Here is a 24,606-nt window from a genome sequence, read left to right on the forward strand (position 1 = left end):
TCTATTAATAATCTCTTTTTCTATTCTCCCTTAACTTTTACATTATCATCATTATAAACAACTAGATTGGGTAATTTTTTTTCATCACCATTTCAACGATAAACATATTTAAAATGTTGATTATCATTATGTCAAAATATTCATGTTAAATTACCTTTTTGAATAGTTAAATCAAATATACTATGCCAGTCTAAATCTTGGACTAGTGCAAGTTTATATTTATCATATTTATCTTTATTTTTTAATTTATCTTGTTGGTTATTTTTAAAATTAACAATTCTTCAATTATCATTTTTATCACCACGCCAAACAACATAATAATATTTATTATCAACGTTATTAAATGGTTTTTCTTGTGGTGCTATTCATTCTAAATTGTCTCTAATTTCTTGGTTGTTTGTTTTAATTTTGTTTTCTGCTTTTAATTTTGCTAATTCATCGGGTGTGTATTCTACTATGTTATTACAAGCAACTAAACTGGTTGTATTGGTTCCTACTAATAATGATATTGCTCCAATAATACTTAATAATCTTTTCATATATTTTTTATTTCATTACTACTTTTAATCTTGAAGTTTGTCCTTCTCAATTTTTATCATTTTTAGAAGCAATTATAACAACATAAATAGCAGTGTTTTCACTTTGAGGAAAATCAGAAATATCATTTTTATTACTTAAATCTTCACTAGAATAATAATTAATAGTATAACCTTCATTTAAAGGTTTATTTATAAATTCTTGTGCATTAATAATTTTTGTATTTAAATCAGATAGTTTTTTATTTTTTTCATAAATAATATTTACAGTTAATTTATTTATTGTATTTAAATTAATTTTTTGTTTTATATTTCCTCCATCGCAAGCAATTACAATGTTTGATTCGCTTGCATTTAAACTAACTATACATAAAATACTTAATAATCTTTTCATTTTAATTAACCATCCTCTCTAATGTTTATTAACTTATAAAATTATATATATATATATATATATATACAAGCAAAATTATAAATTATTTTAAAATTTTATCTTGAAAAATAAATCTTATGACACGTTTTAAGGGTTAAATTAGCAACAAAATACATTAAGTTTAGTATTTATATTATTTATAAAAAGTATCTTTAATTTTGTCGAAAACTCTTGATGAAATAAAAAAAATCATCAATATGACAATTTGAAAACTAATTTTGTGTAAGATTATGATTTTGCTTTAAATTTTTTAAACGTTAAAATATAATACCGTTGATTGTTGGTTTGGTGTTAAACCTTTGTGTTGGTATTTTCATTTTCAGAGCTTTAAATAATTTTGAATATTAGTGAAACCCAAACCATGATAATGAATTAAGGCTTCTTTAAGACTGGATTGTAATTTACTAATCTTATTTAACTTTTGATAACTAGTATCAGGGTTTGTACTAGTTTTGGTGGAATATAGAGTAGAATTTGTTTGTTTTGCTACTAATAAATATAGTGGTTGCATATCAGAAATAATTATTGATTTTTCTTTAATTAGTTGCTTATTCATATTTTCAATAATCCATTGTTTTTGTAATCTTTTGGTATTGGTGGATTGAACAAAAATATTATTATTGCTATCAACTGCCATTTGAATACAGCATTTGGTATCAGTTGAAAATGGATCGAGATGAGTTTTTCGTTTATCAAATTTATCTTTAAAATTGCCTTTATGAATTTCTTTAATAAATGTTTCATCCATTTGGATTTGACCATTTAATTTTTTAAATTTTAACTGTGTATTTTCTAATTGTTTTGATTGCATTAATTTTTGTCGATTATATCAAGCGGTTTTTGGGGTTGTTTTAATAAAACTAGAAATTATTTTACTAGATTGTCCTAACAATGAAATTTGAATTAATAAATTTCACTGTTCATAATTTAAATGACTTCAATAAGTAAAATGATGACGAAATGCATCAAAACTAGCACGACATTTTTTACATAAATATTTTTGTTTTCCTTCGGAATTATGACCATTTTTAACACAATGAAAAGATTTGCAATTAGGACATATAATGCCTTTATCTCTAAATTTTTGATCAATTTCATTTAAACGTTTTTGTTTTTTAATTAAGTCTGCTTGTTGTTTTATTTTTTCATAAAATTCTAAAAATTGATCATCTGTTAAGCTATTTATTAATTCTGTAATTATTTTTTTCATCATTTATTTACCTCTATATATTAAAAATATACCTAATTTTAGGTATATTTTATAAATATCAAGAGTTTTCGACAAAATTAAAGCCAAAAATTAATGGCAGTTTTTTATTTTAATGTTATAATTTTATTAACGGTATGAACTAAATTCTTAAATGTCTGTGGTTTTCACAATTAAAAAATAAAATATTTATTGAATTTTTTCAAGATAACGATATAATTAATTATGGTTGTTTCAGTTTCAACCGCTCTTTGACTTTTAAGTACCTAAAGGATATGTAATACTTATCTACTTACAAGGCGAGTATAAACTGGAGGTGTAAAAATGTTTGCAATAATTAAAACTGGGGGGAAACAATTACGTGTTTCTCAAGGTGATGAAATATTTGTTGAAATGTTAAACGGTAACGAAGGTGAAAAAGTTAATTTTACCGAAGTTTTAATGGTTGATGGAAAAGTGGGAACTCCCTTTTTAAAAGGGGCATCAGTAACCGGGACAATTTTAAAACAAGGAAAACAAAAGAAAATTGTTGTGTTTCATTATAAACCAAAGAAAACACAACATAAGAAGTATGGTCATCGTCAGCCATACACAAAAATTAAAATTGACCAAATTTTATTGTCAGGGACAGCAAAACCAGCTGTAGCAGCAGAAACTAAACCAGCAGCAGTTAAACCAGCATTTAAACCAGCAGCATTAGCAAAACCTGCAACGAGTGCTGAACCAAAACCGGTTGTGAAACCTGTGGTAAGTAAACCAGCACCAGCAGCAAAACCAGCAACAGTAAAATCAACAACTGCGGCGAAACCTGCTGCAAAAACTTCAACAACAACATCACCAAAAAAACCAGTAACAAAAACAGAAAAAAATGATAAATAATTATGATTAAAATTATAATTAATAAAACTGAACAAAAATTTACAAAAATTGAAATTACTGGTCATACACAGGCAGGTGAATATGGTAAAGACCTTGTTTGTGCAGCAATAACAGGAATTGCAACAGGTGGTTTAAATGCAATTGATCAAATTAAACCAAATAGTTGTGAATTTGTTATTAATGAAGGATTAATTACTATCATCGTAAAAGAAAATAGTTCTGATTTACAAGTTATTTTACAAACGATGTATTATCAATTTTTAACAATTTATCAGCAATACCAAGAATTTATTAGTGTAAAGGAGGTTGAAGAATAATGATGAAGTTCTTATTAGGCTTACAGTTATTTGCTTCAAAAAAAGGAGTAGGGTCGACTAAAAATGGTCGTGATTCACATTCAAAACGTTTAGGCGCAAAAAGAGCTGATGGCCAAGGAATTCGAGCTGGATCAATAATTTATCGTCAACGCGGAACAAAAGTTCACCCAGGAGTAAATGTTGGGCGTGGTGGGGATGATACCTTATTTGCTTTAATCGATGGGATTGTTAAGTTTGAAAAATTTGGACGAAACAAAACAAAAGCATCAGTTTATCAAAAACCAGCAAAATAAACAAAAATAAAAATACTAATTTACCCCAAAAGGTAGCATTAGTATTTTTTTAATTATCGTATAATGTACGATGAAGCTCCAAAAAACAACTCTTGTTAGGGTTGTTTTTTTATTTGAAATAAAAAATCCCTAAAAGGAGGTAATGATAATTAAACAACAAAAAATATGTGATGTTAATGATTGCTATAAAGCAGTATCATTCATTACCGAAGAATTTTTATCAAATAAAGTTTTATTAACTTGTGAAAAACATAAATATTTATTAAATAAAATAAAAGATAAAACACAAAAACAGTTTTATCAAAAACTAGAAAATTCAAAAATTATCTTTGATTATGAAACTGGTTCTTTTAAACTTTGATTTTATAAAACAACTTAATGCAGTGTGGGACGGTTATTTTAAATAACTAAGTGTTTTTATTCCGTCTAGCCCAGCGGTAATCAGTCCGTAAATAATAGACGCTTTAACAAGCGATAGTCGTGATAAGTGCGAGGTCAACATCAAACGACAATAAATATTGAGATGGCCACTTTATAAATAAATTTGCGATAGATATTATCCCATTAGAGGATGACAGAGGTTTTAAAAACCACAAAGCCAGCATTAGGCTCTTCAAGGTGCAAGTGAATTTATTTTAAAAACTGAACGCTTTGACCTGAAATGGTGCGGATGAAGAGAGAGAATTCTCTGGCATTATCTTATAAAAACAACTGTCGATTATTAAACATTAAACAATAAAACATACCGCCACCGCTCACCCGCAGTGAAGCGGATGGCGTAGTAAATAAATAGATAAATACTTAATTATATAACTAACTCTCGCTTTGGCACTTTCACTTGGGAGTGAGTGCCAGCGAGTTAAAAATAGGAGGTAAATATGACAATCAAAAATCTAATATCAATATATATGTACAATGATTTTTGTATTAATATATTTGATAATAAAACAGGGCAAAAAGAAAATATTAATGATGATATTAATTTAATTAAAAATGAAGAAGCACATTTATTAAATCAAGAAATAACTTATTTTGATATTAAATAACAAAAAGGAAGAAAATTAATAGAAATATTAATAGCAAAGAACGAGGTAAATTAGTATGTGAAAAGATGAAAATGGTTATGTTTATACTGAAGAAGATTTATTTAATATGGCATTAGAAGAATGTCATTCAGAAGAAAGTGCTTATGAATATATTGATAATTTAATTAATGAAATGGAATTAGAGGAAATTTAATTATGGCAGATTTAAAATTAAATAATGAAGTTAAAAATATTACGTATCCATTTTATTTAAAAGGAAATAATTTTAAAGAATTAAGTTTAAAAGCATTAACAATTAAAAAATGAATTGATGAAAATGGACAAGAATTAGCAGAATTTATATATCGACAACAAGCTTGATTAATAAATGGAGAATATAAATCACAATCACTAAAAGATTTAAAATTAGTAGTTTCAAAAATTGATTATATTTTTAGAGAACCATTAGAATTAATAAAATCTTTTAAAGATGAATTAAATTTTATTAGAAAAGATATTTTGAATTTAGAAAATAATATTAAGAATAATCATGATTCTTTAAAAAATAATGTTATTAATATTCAATTTCAAAAACAAAATGAAATTATTGAAACTCATAAAAAAGAACAATTTTTAGAAATTAAAAGTGTAGCAAAACAAGAGCAAGAATTAAAAATTATTACTAGTAATTTTCGGAAAGAAAAATTATTAATTAAAGATATTGAGGTTATTGGTATTAATGATGATTTTTTACAAAATGCTGATAAATTAGAACTTATTAATCTTATTAAAAATTATTTAGTTGTTGATGAACAAATTGTTAAAAATGAAATTAAAGATCAGTGAGATAGTAATAAAGATATTAATTTAATTGAGGTTAAAGGTATTAATTTTAAAATAAATAAAGGAGAAAAATAATATGGCAAATATTGTTGAATTTTTAAGAACAGATAAAGCAACAGAATGAATAAAAAGTAAATTTTCTAATGAAAATGAAATTGCAAGATTTAAAAGTAATATAGTTGCAATATCAAATAGTAATGAATTATTACAAAAAGCAGATCCAAAAACAATTATGACTGCTTGTTATCAAGGAGTTTTATTAAATTTACCAATGGAAAAACAATTTGGTTATGCTTATGTAGTTCCATATAATACTAAAATAACAAGAATTATTAACGGTCGCGAAATCCAAGAATGAATTAATCAAGCTCAATTTCAAATGGGTTATAAAGGTTATATTCAATTAGCACAAAGAAGTGGTCAATATTTAGATATGTCAGTATCAGATGTTAGAGAAAATGAATTAGTAAATTATGATCGTTTAAAAGGAACTAGTTTTAATTGAATTCAAAATGAAGATGAAAGAGAAAAATTACCAATTATTGGTTATGTAGCATACTTTAAAATGGTTAATGGTTTTGGAAAAACTTTATATATGACCAAAGAACAAATGGAAAATCATTTTATGAAATATTCTAAAACTTATGCTAAAAATAAATCATTTTATATTGCTAGTTTTGATGAAATGGCCCTTAAAACCGTATTAACATCATTATTAAGAAAATGAGGTATTATGTCAGTTGAATTACAACAAGCATATAAATCAGATCAAGCAGTTATTACAACTAATGATGAAAAGATTTATATTGATAATGATGCTACTTTCACCCAAAATAAGAGGCATATTAACGATGAAACTTTATCAAATAATATAAATTATAATACCCCACCTAATGATGAAATAGTGGAAATAAACGATAATGTAGTTAAAGAAGAAGATATTTCAAATTTAGTAAAAGCAGTTAATAATAATAACGATGAGGAATGAGCCACTTGATAAAAATAGGTATTGACCCATCAGGAACTGGTACTACTGCTATTGTTATATATGAAAATAATAAATTAATTAAACAAAATGAATTTACTAGTAAATATTGAAAAGAACATTATAAATTTATTGATGAATTTATAGATGAATATTTATATTCAGATTATTATGTAAAAAATAAAGGTGAACTTTTTCCAAAAGGATTAAATATTGAAGATTGTTTATATACATCTGCTAATGCTAGTAAAGATAGAGATGATTTATTAAGATTACTGGGTGCGATTGAAAATACTTGAGTTAGTTATAATTGGGTATCACCTAAACATACTAAATCAGTTGTTAAAAATATGGAAAATTTAAGTAAATATAATGATAGTTGTATATGAAAATTTGATAAATATACTAATTTAACTTATCAATATGGTAAAGGTTGAAAATATAATAATGATAAAATAAGTAATCATTTACGAGATGCAATTATTATTGCTAATTATGAAAGTTAATATTATGAAACATTCATATAATCAAAAAACTGGAAAATATTATTCTTGCAAAATTAGGAATGTTAATATTTACTTAAATAAAAACGAAGAAAAAGTTTGAAATGAATTAAATTTTAATACTTATTATCAAAAAATAGAATATCTTATTAACTTTTATATAACACATTATAAAGGAAATAAAGAATATGAATAATTATATTTTATGTTATCGATCTGAACAAGGTAATCGCCCTTGTAAAAACCCTCGTGGTGAATATATAATTGGGATTGATAAACAAGATGTAGATATTAATTCAACTGAATACTGAGAATATTATAAAAATAATTATGGAAAAAATAATTTAGTTATTTGTAAAGTTAAAAATTTAGACTTAATATTAGAAAATAAAAAATAACCAATTAAGGTTATTTTTTTTAAATACTATTTGTTAGTTTTTTAATAGCATCTTTTTGTGCTTGTTTTTTGTCATTTACTTTAACTTGTTTTTTAACATTTTTAATTTGACCTGTTTTTAATGCTAATTCTGTTGCATAATCAGGTCCTCGTAAATGTTTTTCGTGAGCAATAACAGCAGTTCTTAATTCTCTAATTTCTGCTTTATATTTTTTAATTTTTTTAGCAGATAATCCAAGAATACCAAGACTACCCATTCCACCAGCACCCGCTAACACAAGTAAAGCAATTACTATTTCATTACTAATTTCCATTTCTTTATTTCCTTTCTTATCCTTACTCAAACAGTGGCCATCCATTCTTTCAGAACAAAATAATTTATAAATTAAACTATATAACCACCCAAAAATATCAACCGCCCCTATATATAGTTTATTTTAAATTTAATTCTTTGTTATTTTCTTCTTGTTTTTTAGTATATTCATCTTGCATATTTTTAAATATTTCTTCTGTTATACCATCCAAATTATTTCATTGTTTTGCTATTCTTGGTTGAATAACACGAGAATTAATTCGACAATCTAAGCAATGTCTTAAATGGTCTTTTTTTCATTTTGATTTATCAATTCAAATAATAATTAAAGAAATTATTAAAGTAATTAAAGGTAAAATTGTAAATACTAATCCCATTTTAGATATTTTTAATCGTGGAATATCAATTTTCATATCTACTTTGGGTTTACTACTAGCAACAAATATACCCTGAATTCCGTGTGTAAATAAAGGTGTTAATAAAATAGCAATTACATTACCTCAATATTGACCATAATTATATCAATTAATATTATCTTTTATTGCATTGATCATGCCATATTCTAATCAACAATTTAATGCTAAAAATATCAATGTATAAAAACTAACTACTCAACTACGAATTTTATATTTTCTTTCTAATTATCTAATATCTTTATGAGTTCAATTATAAGTCGGAATAAGGTCTTTTTTAAATCAATTTCAAGGTAAGGCACCCTTTAATCAAGTTGTTTTATCTTGTTTCATTATTAACTCACCAATTTTCTTTTAATTTTTAAATTACCTATTTTTATATTTTCAAAAGAACTAATAAGACCATTTGTGTCAATATACCAACCTGAAACACCTTTACTAGATGATACAACAATTCCACAACCAATATCAAAATCTTCTTTAATTTTGTCGAAAACTCTTGATGAAATAAAAAAAATCATCAATATGACAATTTGAAAACTAATTTTGTGTAAGATTATGATTTTGCTTTAAATTTTTTAAACGTTAAAATATAATACCGTTGATTGTTGGTTTGGTGTTAAACCTTTGTGTTGGTATTTTCATTTTCAGAGCTTTAAATAATTTTGAATATTAGTGAAACCCAAACCATGATAATGAATTAAGGCTTCTTTAAGACTGGATTGTAATTTACTAATCTTATTTAACTTTTGATAACTAGTATCAGGGTTTGTACTAGTTTTGGTGGAATATAGAGTAGAATTTGTTTGTTTTGCTACTAATAAATATAGTGGTTGCATATCAGAAATAATTATTGATTTTTCTTTAATTAGTTGCTTATTCATATTTTCAATAATCCATTGTTTTTGTAATCTTTTGGTATTGGTGGATTGAACAAAAATATTATTATTGCTATCAACTGCCATTTGAATACAGCATTTGGTATCAGTTGAAAATGGATCTAGATGAGTTTTTCGTTTATCAAATTTATCTTTAAAATTGCCTTTATGAATTTCTTTAATAAATGTTTCATCCATTTGGATTTGACCATTTAATTTTTTAAATTTTAACTGTGTATTTTCTAATTGTTTTGATTGCATTAATTTTTGTCGATTATATCAAGCGGTTTTTGGGGTTGTTTTAATAAAACGAGAAATTATTTTACTAGATTGTCCTAACAATGAAATTTGAATTAATAAATTTCACTGTTCATAATTTAAATGACTTCAATAAGTAAAATGATGACGAAATGCATCAAAACTAGCACGACATTTTTTACATAAATATTTTTGTTTTCCTTCGGAATTATGACCATTTTTAACACAATGAAAAGATTTGCAATTAGGACATATAATGCCTTTATCTCTAAATTTTTGATCAATTTCATTTAAACGTTTTTGTTTTTTAATTAAGTCTGCTTGTTGTTTTATTTTTTCATAAAATTCTAAAAATTGATCATCTGTTAAGCTATTTATTAATTCTGTAATTATTTTTTTCATCATTTATTTACCTCTATATATTAAAAATATACCTAATTTTAGGTATATTTTATAAATATCAAGAGTTTTCGACAAAATTAAAGATACTTTTTATATATTATATAACTAAACTTAATATATTTCATTGCTAATTTATCCCTTAAAACGCGTCATAAGAGCTATTTTTCAAGATAAATTTTTAAAATAATTCATAATATTTTGCTTGCTTATATATATATATATATATATAATGCAATTATATCTTGATAAAAAGTTTCAAGATTAAAGAAAGGAAATTATACAAAATGAAAAAACTTTTAAGTTTATTAAGTGTATTAACTATTAGTGGAACTGCTGTACCAACAACAATTGCCGCTAGTCCTTATCAAAAAGAAGAACATAATACAGAAACTGATAGTGGTGTTAGTGTTTTCTATCAAATTATAGAAAATGGTAAACGTAAATCAATTATTGAAAAAATATATGGAGTTAATGAAAATGAAAGTTATATTAGATTTTTAGGTTTTGATAATAGAAATAATAAATATTATATAAATGATAAAAATATTTACTTTGTAAATAATAAAAATAATAATAATAATAATAATAATGCTATATCGATTAAATTACTAAGCTTTAAACCAGCATCAGTTATTGATTTTAGTAGTACTGATAATTTTGTTATGTTTAATTGAAAAGATTTAAATAACACTATTCATGTTTATAGAATAAAAATTATAGATTTAGAAAATAACAATTTAAATAAAATAAATGAATTATCTAAAATTATTTCAAATCCTATTTTAGGAACAGTTAAAATTAATAATGAAAAAGGATTACTAACCGAACAACAAATTAAAGATTTTTTAAAAGATAAAAATCCTCAATTAGATATAACTAAGATAGGAATTAAAAATATTATTGATGATTTATACAATAATAATAAAAAAAGGATTACAGTATTTTCAAGTGACTCAACAATTTATACTGGTGAAGCAACTGTTTTTTTAGATATTGAAAAATAGTTAAGATTTAAAATAAATGAAAAAAATATTAAGTCTTTTATCAACAATAACCTTAATTGGAACAAGTACAACCAGTTTAGTTGCTTGTAATAAACAATATAGCGAGGATGAATTAAAAGAACAAAAAGAAAAACATAAAATAAATACTACTAACCAAGAAATAAGAAACAATTTAGAATGAATAGCACCACAAGAAAAACCATTTAATGAGGTTGATAATAAATGATATTATGTAGTATGGCGTGTTGATAAAAATGAAAAATGATATGTAAGTAAATTTAATAATAATACAAAATTAGAGGGTGGAAAAGAAAAAAATATTGATAAATTAAATAATTTTTTCTTATCTTTATATTTTTATATTGGTGCTAGTTTTCCAGTTTTAACAACATGTATTTCTTCAAAAGATATAAAAATTCCCTGAGGTAGTAAAAATAATTATATTAAATCAGTTTATCGTTGAAATGGTGAAGAACAAAATTTACCCAACTTAATTGCCGGTAATAACGGTAATGTAAAAATTAATGGAGAATAAAAAAACAAAGTGCATTGAGCACTTTTTCTATTTATCTTGGATTTATTGTAATTTTAACAGGACTATTACTATCATTTCTAATATCTAAAACATTTTGATTATTAATATTTATTGTAATATTTTTATTATTACCTGCATAACTTAAATTAATTTGAGCCAACAATCATAACTGAGCAAATAATACTTTTGAAAATCTAATTTTTAATTTAACATCATTAGTATAATATGCTTGTAAATATGTTTCTTTAATTTTATCATTATAATTATTAGATAATTTTGTTGTTTGAAGTAAAAAATTAATTGCTCCACTTTTTTCTGTATAATAAATGCTTTTATAATTTCCACTAGATAAACCATTAGTATAGGCAGTAGCGAATTTTTGAATAACATTTGCTTTTATATTATCAGTATATAAAGTTATTGTATTATCAAAATTAATATTATCAGTTTGTGATAATCCTTCTCTTTTTAAAGTTATATTAGACAATAAACCACTATTAAAATCGCAACCATAACGACCACCCAATAGATTAATATCTCTATTAGGAATAAAATTTTCTATATTTGGTGGAGAACATTCAACTTGTAAATTACTTAGATTACTTATTTCAATAGTTTTATAAACACTAATAAATTTATCTATACTTTGAATTGTTGGGTCAATTTGTTTTAAATCAATTTCAGTTTCATAATAACCCTCATTAAATTCATCAGAAAATAAATTAACAGGAATTCCATAATTTTGTGCTTTCTTACATTGTACTGGTGCTGTAATTTTGGTTTTTAATGGTAGTACTGCATCAGAAGGCATAATATCTTTTGTATAAGGTTTATAGTTATATGGTACTGGTGGAAGAACATATTCTGGATAATTAAATGTTGGTATTTCATAATCGTGTGGGAGTAAGAAGCTAGTTTTATAATTAGTTGTCATATCGCGTAAATAATTATTTAATGTACTTTTTGTTTTACCTCTAAAACTTCATACTGATAAGCGTAAATAATCTTCTTCATTATTTGTATATGGGTTGTCAGCATAAAAGATAATTTCAAAATTACCTTTATATAATGCTTGAATTGAAAACATATCAATAATATAACTACAATTTGTTCCATCGGGTGTTTGTAAGAATTCGCAATTATTATCTTTTTCACTATCACTAACTGGTGTTTGAGCATCAATTGCTTTGGTTTGTTCATTAATTAAATAAACTCTATTTGTTTTTTCATTTAATTGTTTTAAATTATATGTTGAATAAACTAATTCTTCTGTTGGTTTACCATCCTTAGTTAAAATAGTACCTTGTATTTTATCTGTTAATAAAGTTGTAAAACCTAAGCTAGTAGCATTTGCTCCAAAAATAGCACCAACTTTATCATTTCCTTGTTCTCTAAATATTTCAAATGGTAAATAACCTTTACCTTTTGATTTTTCAGACCAAAAAGCATCATTATAGAAACTATAAATATTTGCACTCATAAAGCCATTAAGTCATTGAAAATTAGGTCAAGTTTTTTCATCTTGGTTAATTACTCATCCTCAGGGAATACCAAATGAAATAAAGTTTAAGAACTTACCAACCCCACCTGGTATCGTAAAAGGGTTAAAAACTAATTTTTGCGTATAGTTTAAAGGTAATACTGTAATTTGGCGATTAATAAAATTATTCATATTTAAAATATCTCAAACATTACAAACACCCATTTTATTATATTCAATTTGAACTTGTCCGACAGTATTACCAAATTCATCTTTTCTTCTAAAATATGATGATGCTTGGGTACTAATAATATTATTAACATCTTAATTATTTACTTTTACTTTATCAGGTGGAGTAATCATTCAATTTTTAGACCAATAAAATTTAGAGTTATTATCTTCTTTATGAATAGTTGTGCCAACCGTAGGATTAGTTGCTGTTGAACTCGCTTTATCGGTTATTACAATTCCCTCACTATTTTTTTGATTTCAAAAGTCGTATCTACTTTCCATATCTTGCTTTCAATCTTTAAAACCAGTTATCATTGTTGGTTGAATACCTTGAAAGTTATATCAACTTACTTCTGGAGCAGCATAAGTATTTACTTTGTCAGGTGGGCAAGGATATATGTTATACATTAATAAATCACGGGAATTCATAACTTTTTGATTAAATTGACCTTTAATAATTTTCCGACCAATAACTGGCATATCAAAAAAGATAGGATTACCATAAAATTTAACTGCCATTGCTCTAACACCTGGGTCTTTTAATAAAATATCATCTAATTCAATAATTCCTTTATTTAATTTTCCATCATAAGTTATTTTAGGAAAACAATAACCTTCACCGGGTGCTGATGTTTGAATAAATTGTCGCACTGATAAACCACTATTACTAATTTTGTCATTAATACTTGAAAAGGTAATTTCTTGTCATAAAAAACTACCATCATAAGGTGAATAATAATTAATAACATTTGATGGATATAATCATTGTCTATCTTGTGGTGCAGAATTAATATCACCACCACCAATATTTAAACCACGATCATTAAATACAGTATAAAAATTATAATAATCATTAATATTTAATTTATTTACATCTTCATCTAAAATTAATAAAGTATATTGTCTTTCAGTTGATTGTTGAGTAAATACTTTTTCAAATTTTGCTTCACCAAATTGAATTGAACTTCTATCATCAATCATATAAGCATCTCAATATTTACCAACTTTAACTTCTTTTGTATAAAAATTATCGGCTTTATTATCATTATTAATAAAATAACTTAATTTATATTGATTTGAGTATTCTAACATTCTATTAATATCATAAATATTTTCACCATCAATTAATTTTCAATAAATATTATTATTTTCATCTTTTAATTTTATAGCAAAAGGTGTTTCATTATTTACTCATATAGTTGAGTTAATTGGTTGTTTATTAAAATCATCAATCGTTAAAATATTAATTTCTTCACCTTTATATTTTTGGACTATTTTTAAACTATCTTGTCATTGAGCTATAGTACTTTCCATATTATCAAATATTCTTGAATAACTACCATAATCACTGGGTTTGGCATTATTAGGTTTTCATCCTGTTTCAGTATCAGGGATATATGAACTATAAACATTAAAAGGAAAGACCATTCAATGACGATTGTCTTTTATGTTTTCTCTGATATCTATTAAAGTATCATGGGATTGTCTTCTTAATTCTTCGATAACTGCTGGGTTAATTCTACTCATTTTTTAATTCTCCTTAATTTCTGTTCTACCTTGTAAGGCATTTTGATTATTACCAGTTTCATCATATTCTAGTAATTTATTATTATGTTTTATTTCTTTGGCTTGCATTTTGTCTTGTCATGCTTCTACTTTTTCAAAATATTTGGTTGCTTCTAATTCATCAATATTATCATATTCAGTAATTGCTCTTATTGGTTCCATTGTGCCATTATCTAATCTAGCAGTAATTAGTTCATTTTGTCGCATTTGGTCAACTAAACTAGCACTAACAAAATCAAAACCATATTCTCGTTCACCAACACCATCTCATAAACCATAATATTTTAAAACAGTATCAAACATTTTAGTATAGTATTGCTTACGATATGCTTGTAAATATGCTTGTTTTTCTAAGTCTTTTGTTTTAGTTAATAATGACTGTGTTTTATTTTGGTCATTATCTGATTTATCACCAAAAGGACTATAAAAATGACATACTAAGTATACTTGTTCAATAATTGCTTTTTGGTCTTCAGTATATGTTTCTAATGTTGGTGTACCTTGTACTACTTGTAAAGATTGGGATAATTGACCATCTACTGCTGATTGACCTGATTGAATAAAAATATCATCAAAAGCATCTTGTAATACTTTTTTATTACCTTTGTTATAAGCAGTCATTAAATCATCATCTAATATTCCATATCAATGAGTACGATTTGCTCATCTTTCTTTTGATTTAATATTAAAACTATCTTCTAAATCAAATTGTAATTTATAACAATTTGCCATTGTAGGTCATAGGTTTAATGTAGTTGATGTAGATAAAAATAAGGGGTTAGGTTCATTAATCATTTCTCAAAAAGGAACTATGCCTAATTTATTTTTAAATTCTTGTACTAAAACAGGTTTAACATCATCTTTAATTTGTGTTTTACTTTGTCCAACAACTACTTCATTATTTTTAGGTCAACCTTTTATACCTATTTTATCTTTGGTACAAATTAAATTTAAAATAAAACCACTATCTGATTGATGATAATTTAATCAAATATCAGCACCTTGTTCAATTTCGTTTATTTTACTTACACGAGATGTAAAGTTAAAAGGATTAATTCATAAATCAATATTTCCATCACTAGTTTCTAATAAACCAAAAATAGTTTTGCCCATTAAACTTGCTGTTAATTCATTTTTATCTAATTTTTCTTTTATTTTATAAGTTTCATATCATCAATTTAATTTTTCTAAAATGTCTTTACGATGAGACTTAAATAAAATATCTTTACCATTTACTAATCGCATTTGATGACGAGCAATAATATTGGCTAAATTAATAGTTCAATCATAATTATAAAATTTTAAAACACTATTAATATCATTTAAGTTTGGTAAACTATGGAAAGTATTATTCATTGTTATTTTGCTCCTTTAATTTTAAAATAAGTGCATAATTAATAATATTTACTGTTAATAAATTTGGTTCATTTGCTAAAACTTGTACACATACTTTAACTTTTTGATATTTATTAATATATTCGTTATATAAATTTAAATTACATATTGCGATATTATCTTTATTTAATTCTTGACAAAGTCTTTTTTTAACTTGTCCACAAACAGACATATATGGTCTTTTTGCATTTATTACACGTTCATCATGTATTACATAAATATCTTTTTTCATTAAGTTATTCACTTCCTTTGTTGTCATAATTTATAATCTGCTGAACTATTATGTTTAACCATCGGTACTAATTCAAAGTGTAAAGCATAAAAATCACTATCAAATGTGTCATCATATAAATCTAACATTCGTTCTTCTCTTGCATCGGGCTTATCTTCTCATTGAATTAATTCATATTGGGTTTTACTTACAGGACATTTTTCTCATAATCATTTTAATTGATTAGTATTTATTAACATTGTAAATGCTTCTACACGATGTTTTATTTTAAACTTCTGCTTTTGTGCTGGTTTAAAATTCATGTATTGACCAAAAGTATAATTATATTTCTCTCGGTTTAAACTTTCTAATGTTGCATAAGCACTATCATCAACATTAATTGATATACCTTGCTGAATTAAATTAAAATATTGATTTAATTGATTGTTGTAAAACTCTAAAATATCTTTAACTTGTTCTAATGGTCCTTTAAATTGTTGCGTAGCATTTGAGTGTGCATATTCTGCTACTTTATAGGCTTTTTTATCAAATGAATTATATATTCAAAAACTCGCTGCTGTTGTATGCCCTTTGGGGCTAGTAGAGTTTGCTAAGTCAACACCACCTAATAATTTAGTTGGTTGAATAATATCTGTTGCTTGCATAATATCAATATATCTTGCAAAAATTGAACCACTAGTATTACCAGGCAATCCTCAACTCCATACTCTTGCTCTTTCAATATCTAATTGTTCTAATCTTAATTGTTCATTAACTTTATTTTGTGTTAATTCATAATTAAGTCTTCAACTAGAATAATGAATAATAATTTTCATATTTCATTTTTCGATATAATTAATTTGTTCATATTTACTACGCATTATTTCTTCATTAAAAGGCATTAATTCATTACAATAACCAACAATATATCTTTTTAAGCTTTCGGGGTTACATATATTAATTGTTATTTTATTTTGATAACCACGAATAGCAAATTCTAAATCACTTAAATCTTTTTGTTGAAATTGGTCACATTCTTCTCTTCAATCAATTACTAATTTATATTTATTCAAATCAGCAAAAGCTTTTAATTTTTCTTTCCGGCTTGGTGAATGTAAACCTTTACAATATATTTTGCTACCATTTGATAAAGTAAAAGTAAAATTTGATAAGTTAATAGTATAAGGAATATGATTTTCATCTAACATATTTCATATATTTTGAAATACACTATCTTTTAAATCCTTACTTCAATACATACTAGCAATGATACAAATTGGTTCTTTAATTAATAAACTAATTTTTAATAATTCACCAAACATTTTAATATTTGAAATAGTCTTACCACTATATCGTGTTCCAATTTGATTAATTTCATTAACTAACTCATATTTTTTAGCAAAGGGATATTTATTACCAATACTACTATTTTGTAATAATCAATAAGGAGTTTCTAACAAATAAGTAAAATGATTAAGCATTATTATCACTTTCTTTTTTAATATCTCTAATATCCGTTTGTAAATTAACAATTATTGGTTGTTGATTATTTAAGTTTAATTCTTGTTCTAACTGTTTTTCTTGCAGTGAATATTTATAATTAAATGCTCGTTGTCAATATAATTTAGCACCATCATGTGATTTCATCATAAAGTTAATTATTTCACTTTCAATTCTATCAACTTGTTTTTCAAGTAAAGGAACTATCTTTTCGCTCTTGTAAGTTTCGTGCTTTCATCTGTTAGAAAGATTGAATTCATTGGTTAAATCATTCAAAGTATATGGTTTATTGGGTGATTTATTTTCTCAAAATTGCTCTATTTTACGATAAAAAGTTGCCAAACTTGCTTTATTTGGATTAAATTCTTTCATTTTTTACTCCTTTTTGCATATTAAAATTGCTATTATTTAATGAATATGATTAAATAAAAGAGTAAATAAAAACTATGAAAGAACCATCGCGGTTCTTTTTATTATTTATATTTTACATCAAAATAAAAAAAAGTAAATTACTTTACTTTTTATTTTAGTATACAAGCATATAGAGATAAATTGGAGCTTGTTACAATATAATTATATAATTAATAATATATTTGTCAATAATTTTAATTTAAAAAAATGTGAAAATTTATCTTTTTTATAAATTTAATGTATAACTATTTTTATAAAAGAATTGGAGGAAATATAGAGTAATGAAAGATTATACACATGTAAAATATGATGAACGAAGATTTTTTAAGGATTTATTTTTATCTGATAGTTGCAAAAAGAAAAATGGCACACTTAATTTATCTGAAATATCAAGACAAACAGGAAGAGATATTAATACTGTTAAAAGAGAAATTAATAGATTTACAAATATAGAAGATTATAATGCCCGTGAGGCACATGATGATTATTATAAAAAACGACAAAAGTGTATTAAAAAAATACCTACATTTACAGAAGAACAACAAGAATTTTTAAATTTACGATTTAATATTTTGGGTGATTCACCAGCAGAAATTATTCAGCGATTTTTAATAAAATTTGGTATCAAATTTCCTGCCTGTCTTAAAACATTTTATAAATGAATTTTTTTAGGTCTTTTGGGTTTGTTAAAGAAAAATTTATTAAATGGTGGTAGAAGAAATAGAACAAAGAAAAGACCTGATAATCGTGGGAAATTAGATGAAAGATTTAAATCAATATGAGATATTGAAAATAAAGAAACAGATGTTGGTTGATTTGAAATGGATACCGTAGTTGGAAAAGAACATCAATCTAGTTGTTTAGTTTTGACAGAGAAATCAAGTAAAAAATACTTTGCTATGAAATTAGAAGAACATACTGCTAATGAAGTTTTAGAAAAACTTAAACATATAGTTAGAATTAATGGTTTAGTTGGAAAAATTAAAGGAATAATAACCGATAGAGGAAAAGAATTTAGTAAGTTTGAAGAAATGGAAAAGATTACTGGTTCTAATGTTTATTTTTGTGACCATGCTTCGCCTAATCAAAAACCATTAATTGAAAGACTAAACCGTGAATTTAGAAAACGATATGGTAGGGGGACAGATTTTAATCTTGTTACGCAACAAGAAATAGATTTAGTAGTCGATATTATAAATGAAAAATTAAGGCCCGCTCTTAATTGAAGAACTTCAAAAGAAGTATTTTTAGAGAATTTTAGATAAGTTTATTTGAAGTAATTTAATAAATTATTTTTCAGTGTGTTTAAATATGCCAAAAATAGGGTAAATTTAAAAATAATTTATTTTTTTAAAAAAATAGTTGCACTTCTTTTAAAAAGTGTTGTTATTAAAATAACAAGAGATAAATTTGCTTTAATTTTGTCGAAAACTCTTGATATTTATAAAATATACCTAAAATTAGGTATATTTTTAATATATGGAGGTAAATAAATGATGAAAAAAATAATTACAGAATTAATAAATAGCTTAACAGATGATCAATTTTTAGAATTTTATGAAAAAATAAAACAACAAGCAGACTTAATTAAAAAACAAAAACGTTTAAATGAAATTGATCAAAAATTTAGAGATAAAGGCATTATATGTCCTAATTGCAAATCTTTTCATTGTGTTAAAAATGGTCATAATTCCGAAGGAAAACAAAAATATTTATGTAAAAAATGTCGTGCTAGTTTTGATGCATTTCGTCATCATTTTACTTATTGAAGTCATTTAAATTATGAACAGTGAAATTTATTAATTCAAATTTCATTGTTAGGACAATCTAGTAAAATAATTTCTCGTTTTATTAAAACAACCCCAAAAACCGCTTGATATAATCGACAAAAATTAATGCAATCAAAACAATTAGAAAATACACAGTTAAAATTTAAAAAATTAAATGGTCAAATCCAAATGGATGAAACATTTATTAAAGAAATTCATAAAGGCAATTTTAAAGATAAATTTGATAAACGAAAAACTCATCTCGATCCATTTTCAACTGATACCAAATGCTGTATTCAAATGGCAGTTGATAGCAATAATAATATTTTTGTTCAATCCACCAATACCAAAAGATTACAAAAACAATGGATTATTGAAAATATGAATAAGCAACTAATTAAAGAAAAATCAATAATTATTTCTGATATGCAACCACTATATTTATTAGTAGCAAAACAAACAAATTCTACTCTATATTCCACCAAAACTAGTACAAACCCTGATACTAGTTATCAAAAGTTAAATAAGATTAGTAAATTACAATCCAGTCTTAAAGAAGCCTTAATTCATTATCATGGTTTGGGTTTCACTAATATTCAAAATTATTTAAAGCTCTGAAAATGAAAATACCAACACAAAGGTTTAACACCAAACCAACAATCAACGGTATTATATTTTAACGTTTAAAAAATTTAAAGCAAAATCATAATCTTACACAAAATTAGTTTTCAAATTGTCATATTGATGATTTTTTTTATTTCATCAAGAGTTTTCGACAAAATTAAAGTAAATTTGGAGCTTAGATTTACATAATACGTATATAATAATTGAAATATTTAAAAGGAAGATTAAAATGTTTTACAAGAAGGAGATATGAAGAGACTGACGAGTTTACTACAAATTACTCTTTGCAGTTTTAATTGGGTACGGTATTTTTGCGGCATTGATTGAAAGTTATGTTCATGGAATTCCTATTACTGTGAAAAATCCGACATGATCAGAGGAAGCAACAAAAAACTTTATCAATGATAAAGGTGATTATACTTTTAATTATTTTAATTATTTTACAATTCAAACAAATCTGTTAGTATTTGCCTTATTACTTGGAGCAGGGTTATTTCCTAAATATGAAGGAAAAAACAAGTGATTAGGTTACAATATGACTTTAGCAATTACAATTTATATTAGTATTACTTTTTTAATTTTTAATTTAATGTTATTACCAGTTGAACAACCACAAACTTGAAGAGCTTGGTTGTATTCAACAATTCAACACGTTATTTGTCCAATAGTCATGATTGTTTATTTTTTATTCTTTATGGAACGAGAAAATAATATTAAAACAACAAAAGTTTATTGAAGACAAGATCTTTGAAAATTTTATTTTTATCCAATTGTATGAACAATTGTGAATATGATTCGTGGTGAATTTCGTTGACAAGCGCGGAAAGCATTTCCCTATCAATATTTTTTCTTAAATGTTCATAAATCATTAGCTGGAATTCCTGGGGTGGTATGGTTTATCATCGCTGTGATTGCTATTGCAGGGTTAGTTTTTTGGCTAGGAACCCTGTATAATTTTTGTTCATATAAGTTTGTTAATAAGAAAAAAATTGTGAAATAATTTTATGTGATTTTTTATTAATTAAAAAAGAAACACCAAAAAGAACGATTGTTAATTTTATTAATAATTGTTTTTTATTATATTAATTATTATCTTGAAAAGAAAGGAAAAAATTATGAAAAAGAAGAGGCATGTTAGTAAGTTTGGTTTTATTGTTTCCACATTAGGTGCAGCAATTGGACTTGGTAATGTTTGAGGGTTCCCCACCTTATCGAAAGCAAATTGGGGTTTAGCTTTTTTTGTCTTATATATTTTAGCAATTGTGACTTGTGCTATTCCGTTATTGATTTTAGAGTTTAATATTGGGAATATGCGCCGAAAGTCGTTAATTAATATTTTTGAAGAAGAAAATCCAACAGCAAGTCGTTTTATTGGTTTATTTCAATCAGCATTTATGTTTGTTGTTGCTAATTATTATACGGTTTTAATTGACTATGTTTTAATTTTGTTGTTATTAAATTTTACAAATTTAATTAATACACCGTTATGATTTAACAATAATATTTTAAATGCTGGTGGTGTTGGAGTAACGGGGACTGCTAATTTTCAATGAATAGCATACTTAGCGTTTATTGCAATTGTGATTATGGCTGGTACTATTATAATGTTTCGGGCAAAAGGGATTGCAAAAGCAAATGTTATTTTTATTCCGGTCTTATTTGTTATTTTATTAGTGTTGGCAATTTATGTTTTAACAATTCCTGGTGCTTTAGCAGGACTAAGGACAGTTCTAATGCCAACAGAAAAAACCTTGGCGTCATTTGGTAATGTCCAAGTTTGAAGTGATGCTTTTGGATTGGGAGTATTTACCGTTTGTGTTGGATCAGGGTTTATGTTATTATTTGCTGGTGCTGCTTCAAAACGACAAGATAACGCTAATAAAGCATATATTTTATCATTTGGAGTGTTGGCAATTTCGTTATTAACATTAATATTAGTGTTTGGGTCATCGGGGGGGGTATTAGTTCATGAAACAAATCCTGGTTTAACATCAATTGATGATTATGCCAAAGCAATTGACCGCGTGTTTCCGAATAATGATGGTGCTAGTTTTATCTTTAATGTTTTTCCACAAACCGTTAGTGTTATTAATCATCACACAATCGTTGGTTTTGGGAACTTCTTAGGAATTTTATTCTTTACGGCCTTATTATTTGCTGGGTTAAGTAGTATTATTGCAATGCTGGAAGTTGTTGTTAATGGTATTTTTTCAAATTATAAAGTTAATGAAAAGAAAGTTATCTTTATTTTAATATTATTAATGGCAACAATTGGGTTAGTTATAATGTTCAAAGATACTAATCAGTGGATTTATTCATTCCAAGCTTTAGCGGGGAGTGTTAATATGTTGTTAATGGCTTTAACAGAAATAATTTTATTTATTCATATTTATAAAAAATTAAAACTTGTGCTTGCTTACAACAATGAACATTCATGAATTAAACTTGGGAAAACATATTGATTTACTATTTCATATGTTACCGCTTTCTTATTAGCGGTTAATATTATCTTTATGTTTTATGCCTTTATTAGTTCTGGTTTATCAAAACCATGATGATTATCGGTTTTAGCAGTTTTACTTGGAATTATAATTCCACTGTTAGTTAGTCTATTATCAGTTACCGTTTTGCGAAAATATCAAACAAAAGTAATCCCAAATTATGGGCATAAAGGAGAAAAATAACAAATGGCTAGTTGATTAATTATTACTTTAGTAATTATTATTGTTTTATTCATTATTTTATTTGGTGGATTTATCTTTTTTATTTATAAAGATTGAAACAATAATTTAAAAGGGGCAGAAGAAGTAAACGCAGAAAATGAAACAAATAAAAGTTAGAAATAACTTTTATTTTTATTTTTAAGCGGTAAAATTAAAAAGAATGCTAAATGGAGGACATAATGCAGTTATTATTGGTTGAAAATAAAGTTAGCAAGGCAATTATTGACACATTAACAGTATGAGGGTTTTGAAGTGCCATTATTGCTACAATTTTTGTGATATTTTTAGGATGACTTTTAACAAAAAAAGGAACATTAAAACAAGAATGAGATGTTGTTTTTATTAAAATATTAGTTGTAATTGGTTTACCAGCTTTAGTTTTTGAAGGATTTATTTCTGATGCTACTGTTGAAAATGTTAAACAAGAAGCGGCTGTTTTATTAAGCGGTTTTTTATTTTATATTATTTTAGGGATTATTGCAAAATACTTTTATATTAAATATGATCGTGATGTCCAAGATGCGTTATCAATGAGTATGACTTTTGCAGCAACTTCTTTTTTTGGTATTCCAATTGTAACGGCGTTGTTTCCGGGACCTGATGCAAAAATTGCTTCAAATATTTTTAATGTTCCGTACCATGTCTTTTTATATTCATTAGGATTTATTATTATGGGCAAAGATAATAAGGGTTATTTACAAGATAAGGTTGTTATTAGAAATAGTTTTAAGAATCGATATGCTTATGGCCGAAAAATGTTTAAAACTAATTCTAAGAAGATTTTATTAAATCCAATTTTATTAGCGACAATTATTGGATTTACCTTTTGAGTAACACAGTTGATTCCGGGAATTGCTGTTGTTCCTGATCAAAATGTGCTTGGTAGTGGCAAATAATTTTCACCATTACGATTAGATAATACTTTTCCTCCAATTAAAAAAATTTTAGTAACATTACAAGCAATTTGCACGCCGTTAGCATGATTAGCAATTGGAATTAATTTAACAAAAGGGACGTTAAAAGATAGTTTAAAAAGTTTTAAAATATGATATGGGACAATTATGAAGGTTTTAGTAGCGCCAGTTATTGGCTTAGTAATAACCTTGATTGTAACAGCAATTGGAAAAGAAACTGGGGCTTGAACAATGAGTAGTATGGGCTTAACAATTATTATAATTATGTTAGCAGCTCCACCAGCTTCGGTAATTGTTGCATATTCAATTAACTTCAAGAAAGAAACCTTGTTAACAAGTAATGTAACATTATTATCAACTTTAATGTCAATTATTATTTTGCCATTTTGAATTATTGTTACAACAGCCATTGGATCAACTAGTTTATTTACTTAGTTAAACAATTAAGAATAAAGATAAAACTGGTAAAATTGTTGCAATTAATCAAAAAAGAATTATAATAAAACCATAAATATTAGAGGAGTAATTAAACAAAATAGTTCAGAGAGTTAATTGGTGGTG

31 protein-coding genes and 1 pseudogene are annotated in these 24,606 nt (G+C 25.1%); 20 read left to right on the forward strand and 12 right to left on the reverse strand.

Going from position 1 to position 24,606, the window contains the following annotated elements; genetic code table 4:
- Positions 1-20: 20 nt before the first annotated feature.
- The 3 genes from ACOBME_RS08315 to ACOBME_RS08325 form a co-directional block, all read right to left on the reverse strand.
- On the reverse strand, positions 21-539 hold the full coding sequence (locus ACOBME_RS08315; protein ID WP_419334928.1) for a lipoprotein: 519 nt from the start codon (positions 537-539) through the stop codon (positions 21-23).
- A 7-nt stretch (positions 540-546) separates the two neighbouring features.
- Positions 547-930: a hypothetical protein gene (locus tag ACOBME_RS08320; RefSeq protein ID WP_338965601.1), complete on the reverse strand. Its 384-nt coding sequence runs from the start codon at positions 928-930 to the stop codon at positions 547-549.
- A gap of 289 nt (positions 931-1,219) precedes the next feature.
- A complete protein-coding gene (locus ACOBME_RS08325; RefSeq protein WP_419334931.1) occupies positions 1,220-2,182 on the reverse strand; it encodes a transposase in 963 nt (320 codons plus the stop codon).
- Between the two features lie 318 nt (positions 2,183-2,500).
- On the opposite strand from ACOBME_RS08325, the pseudogene rplU reads away from it, so the two are divergent.
- From rplU to ACOBME_RS08380, 11 genes and pseudogenes are all read left to right on the forward strand, one after another.
- Positions 2,501-2,791, forward strand: a pseudogene (rplU, locus tag ACOBME_RS08330) (50S ribosomal protein L21); the annotation flags it as partial.
- A gap of 266 nt (positions 2,792-3,057) precedes the next feature.
- Positions 3,058-3,372, forward strand: coding sequence for a ribosomal-processing cysteine protease Prp (locus ACOBME_RS08335; RefSeq protein ID WP_338965628.1), 315 nt, complete (start codon positions 3,058-3,060; stop codon positions 3,370-3,372).
- 2 nt (positions 3,373-3,374) lie between these two features.
- Positions 3,375-3,665: a 50S ribosomal protein L27 gene (gene rpmA / locus ACOBME_RS08340; protein ID WP_040093422.1), complete on the forward strand. Its 291-nt coding sequence runs from the start codon at positions 3,375-3,377 to the stop codon at positions 3,663-3,665.
- A 142-nt stretch (positions 3,666-3,807) separates the two neighbouring features.
- Positions 3,808-4,044, forward strand: a complete 237-nt coding sequence (locus ACOBME_RS08345; protein ID WP_419334933.1) for a hypothetical protein — start codon at positions 3,808-3,810, stop codon at positions 4,042-4,044.
- A 499-nt stretch (positions 4,045-4,543) separates the two neighbouring features.
- The gene (locus tag ACOBME_RS08350) at positions 4,544-4,711 is read left to right on the forward strand and encodes a hypothetical protein (RefSeq protein ID WP_338965635.1); all 168 of its coding nucleotides are present in this window, start codon (positions 4,544-4,546) and stop codon (positions 4,709-4,711) included.
- A 55-nt stretch (positions 4,712-4,766) separates the two neighbouring features.
- Positions 4,767-4,904: a hypothetical protein gene (locus tag ACOBME_RS08355; RefSeq protein WP_338963239.1), complete on the forward strand. Its 138-nt coding sequence runs from the start codon at positions 4,767-4,769 to the stop codon at positions 4,902-4,904.
- Positions 4,905-4,906: 2 nt separating this feature from the next.
- A complete protein-coding gene (locus ACOBME_RS08360; protein WP_338965637.1) occupies positions 4,907-5,608 on the forward strand; it encodes a kinetochore Spc7 family protein in 702 nt (233 codons plus the stop codon).
- Position 5,609: 1 nt separating this feature from the next.
- Positions 5,610-6,533 carry a recombinase RecT gene (locus ACOBME_RS08365; RefSeq protein WP_338965639.1) on the forward strand — a complete coding sequence of 308 codons (924 nt, stop codon included), beginning with the start codon at positions 5,610-5,612 and terminating at the stop codon, positions 6,531-6,533.
- Positions 6,518-7,024 (forward strand): hypothetical protein, encoded by a 507-nt coding sequence (locus tag ACOBME_RS08370; protein ID WP_419334935.1) that lies wholly within the window; start codon positions 6,518-6,520, stop codon positions 7,022-7,024. Before ACOBME_RS08365 ends, ACOBME_RS08370 begins: the two co-directional genes overlap by 16 nt.
- Positions 7,014-7,217 carry a hypothetical protein gene (locus ACOBME_RS08375; protein WP_419334937.1) on the forward strand — a complete coding sequence of 68 codons (204 nt, stop codon included), beginning with the start codon at positions 7,014-7,016 and terminating at the stop codon, positions 7,215-7,217. The genes ACOBME_RS08370 and ACOBME_RS08375 overlap by 11 nt, the downstream gene beginning before the upstream one ends.
- On the forward strand, positions 7,210-7,419 hold the full coding sequence (locus ACOBME_RS08380; protein WP_338963231.1) for a hypothetical protein: 210 nt from the start codon (positions 7,210-7,212) through the stop codon (positions 7,417-7,419). Before ACOBME_RS08375 ends, ACOBME_RS08380 begins: the two co-directional genes overlap by 8 nt.
- Positions 7,420-7,438: 19 nt before the next feature.
- Here ACOBME_RS08380 and ACOBME_RS08385 read toward each other — a convergent pair whose 3' ends face one another.
- From ACOBME_RS08385 to ACOBME_RS08395, 3 genes are all read right to left on the reverse strand, one after another.
- Complete coding sequence (locus ACOBME_RS08385; RefSeq protein ID WP_338963556.1) at positions 7,439-7,777, reverse strand: hypothetical protein; 339 nt, start codon at positions 7,775-7,777, stop codon at positions 7,439-7,441.
- 73 nt (positions 7,778-7,850) lie between these two features.
- Entirely contained in the window at positions 7,851-8,285 is a 435-nt protein-coding gene (locus tag ACOBME_RS08390) for a hypothetical protein (protein ID WP_338965642.1), read from the reverse strand.
- Positions 8,286-8,722: 437 nt separating this feature from the next.
- Positions 8,723-9,685 carry an IS1/IS1595 family N-terminal zinc-binding domain-containing protein gene (locus ACOBME_RS08395; RefSeq protein ID WP_338963247.1) on the reverse strand — a complete coding sequence of 321 codons (963 nt, stop codon included), beginning with the start codon at positions 9,683-9,685 and terminating at the stop codon, positions 8,723-8,725.
- Between the two features lie 281 nt (positions 9,686-9,966).
- Here ACOBME_RS08395 and ACOBME_RS08400 point away from each other — a divergent pair, with 281 nt between their 5' ends.
- On the forward strand, positions 9,967-10,686 hold the full coding sequence (locus ACOBME_RS08400; RefSeq protein ID WP_419334939.1) for a hypothetical protein: 720 nt from the start codon (positions 9,967-9,969) through the stop codon (positions 10,684-10,686).
- 16 nt (positions 10,687-10,702) lie between these two features.
- On the forward strand, positions 10,703-11,221 hold the full coding sequence (locus tag ACOBME_RS08405; RefSeq protein ID WP_338965647.1) for a lipoprotein: 519 nt from the start codon (positions 10,703-10,705) through the stop codon (positions 11,219-11,221).
- Between the two features lie 31 nt (positions 11,222-11,252).
- Here ACOBME_RS08405 and ACOBME_RS08410 read toward each other — a convergent pair whose 3' ends face one another.
- The 6 genes from ACOBME_RS08410 to ACOBME_RS08435 form a co-directional block, all read right to left on the reverse strand.
- Complete coding sequence (locus ACOBME_RS08410; protein ID WP_419334941.1) at positions 11,253-12,926, reverse strand: hypothetical protein; 1,674 nt, start codon at positions 12,924-12,926, stop codon at positions 11,253-11,255.
- A 99-nt stretch (positions 12,927-13,025) separates the two neighbouring features.
- On the reverse strand, positions 13,026-14,459 hold the full coding sequence (locus ACOBME_RS08415; RefSeq protein ID WP_419334943.1) for a hypothetical protein: 1,434 nt from the start codon (positions 14,457-14,459) through the stop codon (positions 13,026-13,028).
- A 3-nt stretch (positions 14,460-14,462) separates the two neighbouring features.
- Positions 14,463-15,854, reverse strand: a complete 1,392-nt coding sequence (locus ACOBME_RS08420) for a hypothetical protein (RefSeq protein ID WP_419334945.1) — start codon at positions 15,852-15,854, stop codon at positions 14,463-14,465.
- The gene (locus ACOBME_RS08425) at positions 15,847-16,125 is read right to left on the reverse strand and encodes a hypothetical protein (protein WP_338963607.1); all 279 of its coding nucleotides are present in this window, start codon (positions 16,123-16,125) and stop codon (positions 15,847-15,849) included. The genes ACOBME_RS08420 and ACOBME_RS08425 overlap by 8 nt, the downstream gene beginning before the upstream one ends.
- Positions 16,125-17,585 carry a PBSX family phage terminase large subunit gene (locus tag ACOBME_RS08430; protein ID WP_338965657.1) on the reverse strand — a complete coding sequence of 487 codons (1,461 nt, stop codon included), beginning with the start codon at positions 17,583-17,585 and terminating at the stop codon, positions 16,125-16,127. The genes ACOBME_RS08425 and ACOBME_RS08430 overlap by 1 nt, the downstream gene beginning before the upstream one ends.
- Complete coding sequence (locus tag ACOBME_RS08435) at positions 17,578-17,976, reverse strand: hypothetical protein (RefSeq protein ID WP_338965659.1); 399 nt, start codon at positions 17,974-17,976, stop codon at positions 17,578-17,580. The genes ACOBME_RS08430 and ACOBME_RS08435 overlap by 8 nt, the downstream gene beginning before the upstream one ends.
- Positions 17,977-18,296: 320 nt before the next feature.
- Between ACOBME_RS08435 and ACOBME_RS08440 the strand changes: the two genes are divergently transcribed.
- The 7 genes from ACOBME_RS08440 (at position 18,297) to ACOBME_RS08470 (ending at position 24,480) form a co-directional block, all read left to right on the forward strand.
- A complete protein-coding gene (locus tag ACOBME_RS08440) occupies positions 18,297-19,280 on the forward strand; it encodes an IS30 family transposase (protein ID WP_338965662.1) in 984 nt (327 codons plus the stop codon).
- 228 nt (positions 19,281-19,508) lie between these two features.
- On the forward strand, positions 19,509-20,471 hold the full coding sequence (locus tag ACOBME_RS08445; protein WP_338963247.1) for an IS1/IS1595 family N-terminal zinc-binding domain-containing protein: 963 nt from the start codon (positions 19,509-19,511) through the stop codon (positions 20,469-20,471).
- A gap of 292 nt (positions 20,472-20,763) precedes the next feature.
- Positions 20,764-21,408 (forward strand): Pr6Pr family membrane protein, encoded by a 645-nt coding sequence (locus ACOBME_RS08450; protein ID WP_338965664.1) that lies wholly within the window; start codon positions 20,764-20,766, stop codon positions 21,406-21,408.
- A gap of 115 nt (positions 21,409-21,523) precedes the next feature.
- Positions 21,524-23,092 (forward strand): sodium-dependent transporter, encoded by a 1,569-nt coding sequence (locus ACOBME_RS08455; RefSeq protein WP_419334947.1) that lies wholly within the window; start codon positions 21,524-21,526, stop codon positions 23,090-23,092.
- Between the two features lie 3 nt (positions 23,093-23,095).
- On the forward strand, positions 23,096-23,248 hold the full coding sequence (locus ACOBME_RS08460; RefSeq protein WP_338965673.1) for a hypothetical protein: 153 nt from the start codon (positions 23,096-23,098) through the stop codon (positions 23,246-23,248).
- 62 nt (positions 23,249-23,310) lie between these two features.
- On the forward strand, positions 23,311-24,027 hold the full coding sequence (locus ACOBME_RS08465; protein ID WP_338965676.1) for an AEC family transporter: 717 nt from the start codon (positions 23,311-23,313) through the stop codon (positions 24,025-24,027).
- Between the two features lie 165 nt (positions 24,028-24,192).
- On the forward strand, positions 24,193-24,480 hold the full coding sequence (locus ACOBME_RS08470; protein ID WP_338965679.1) for an AEC family transporter: 288 nt from the start codon (positions 24,193-24,195) through the stop codon (positions 24,478-24,480).
- The last annotated feature ends 126 nt before the right edge of the window (positions 24,481-24,606 follow it).

The sequence above is a fragment of the Spiroplasma endosymbiont of Sarcophaga variegata genome (assembly GCF_965178695.1).
Taxonomy (GTDB): domain Bacteria; phylum Bacillota_I; class Bacilli_A; order Mycoplasmatales; family Mycoplasmataceae; genus Spiroplasma; species Spiroplasma poulsonii.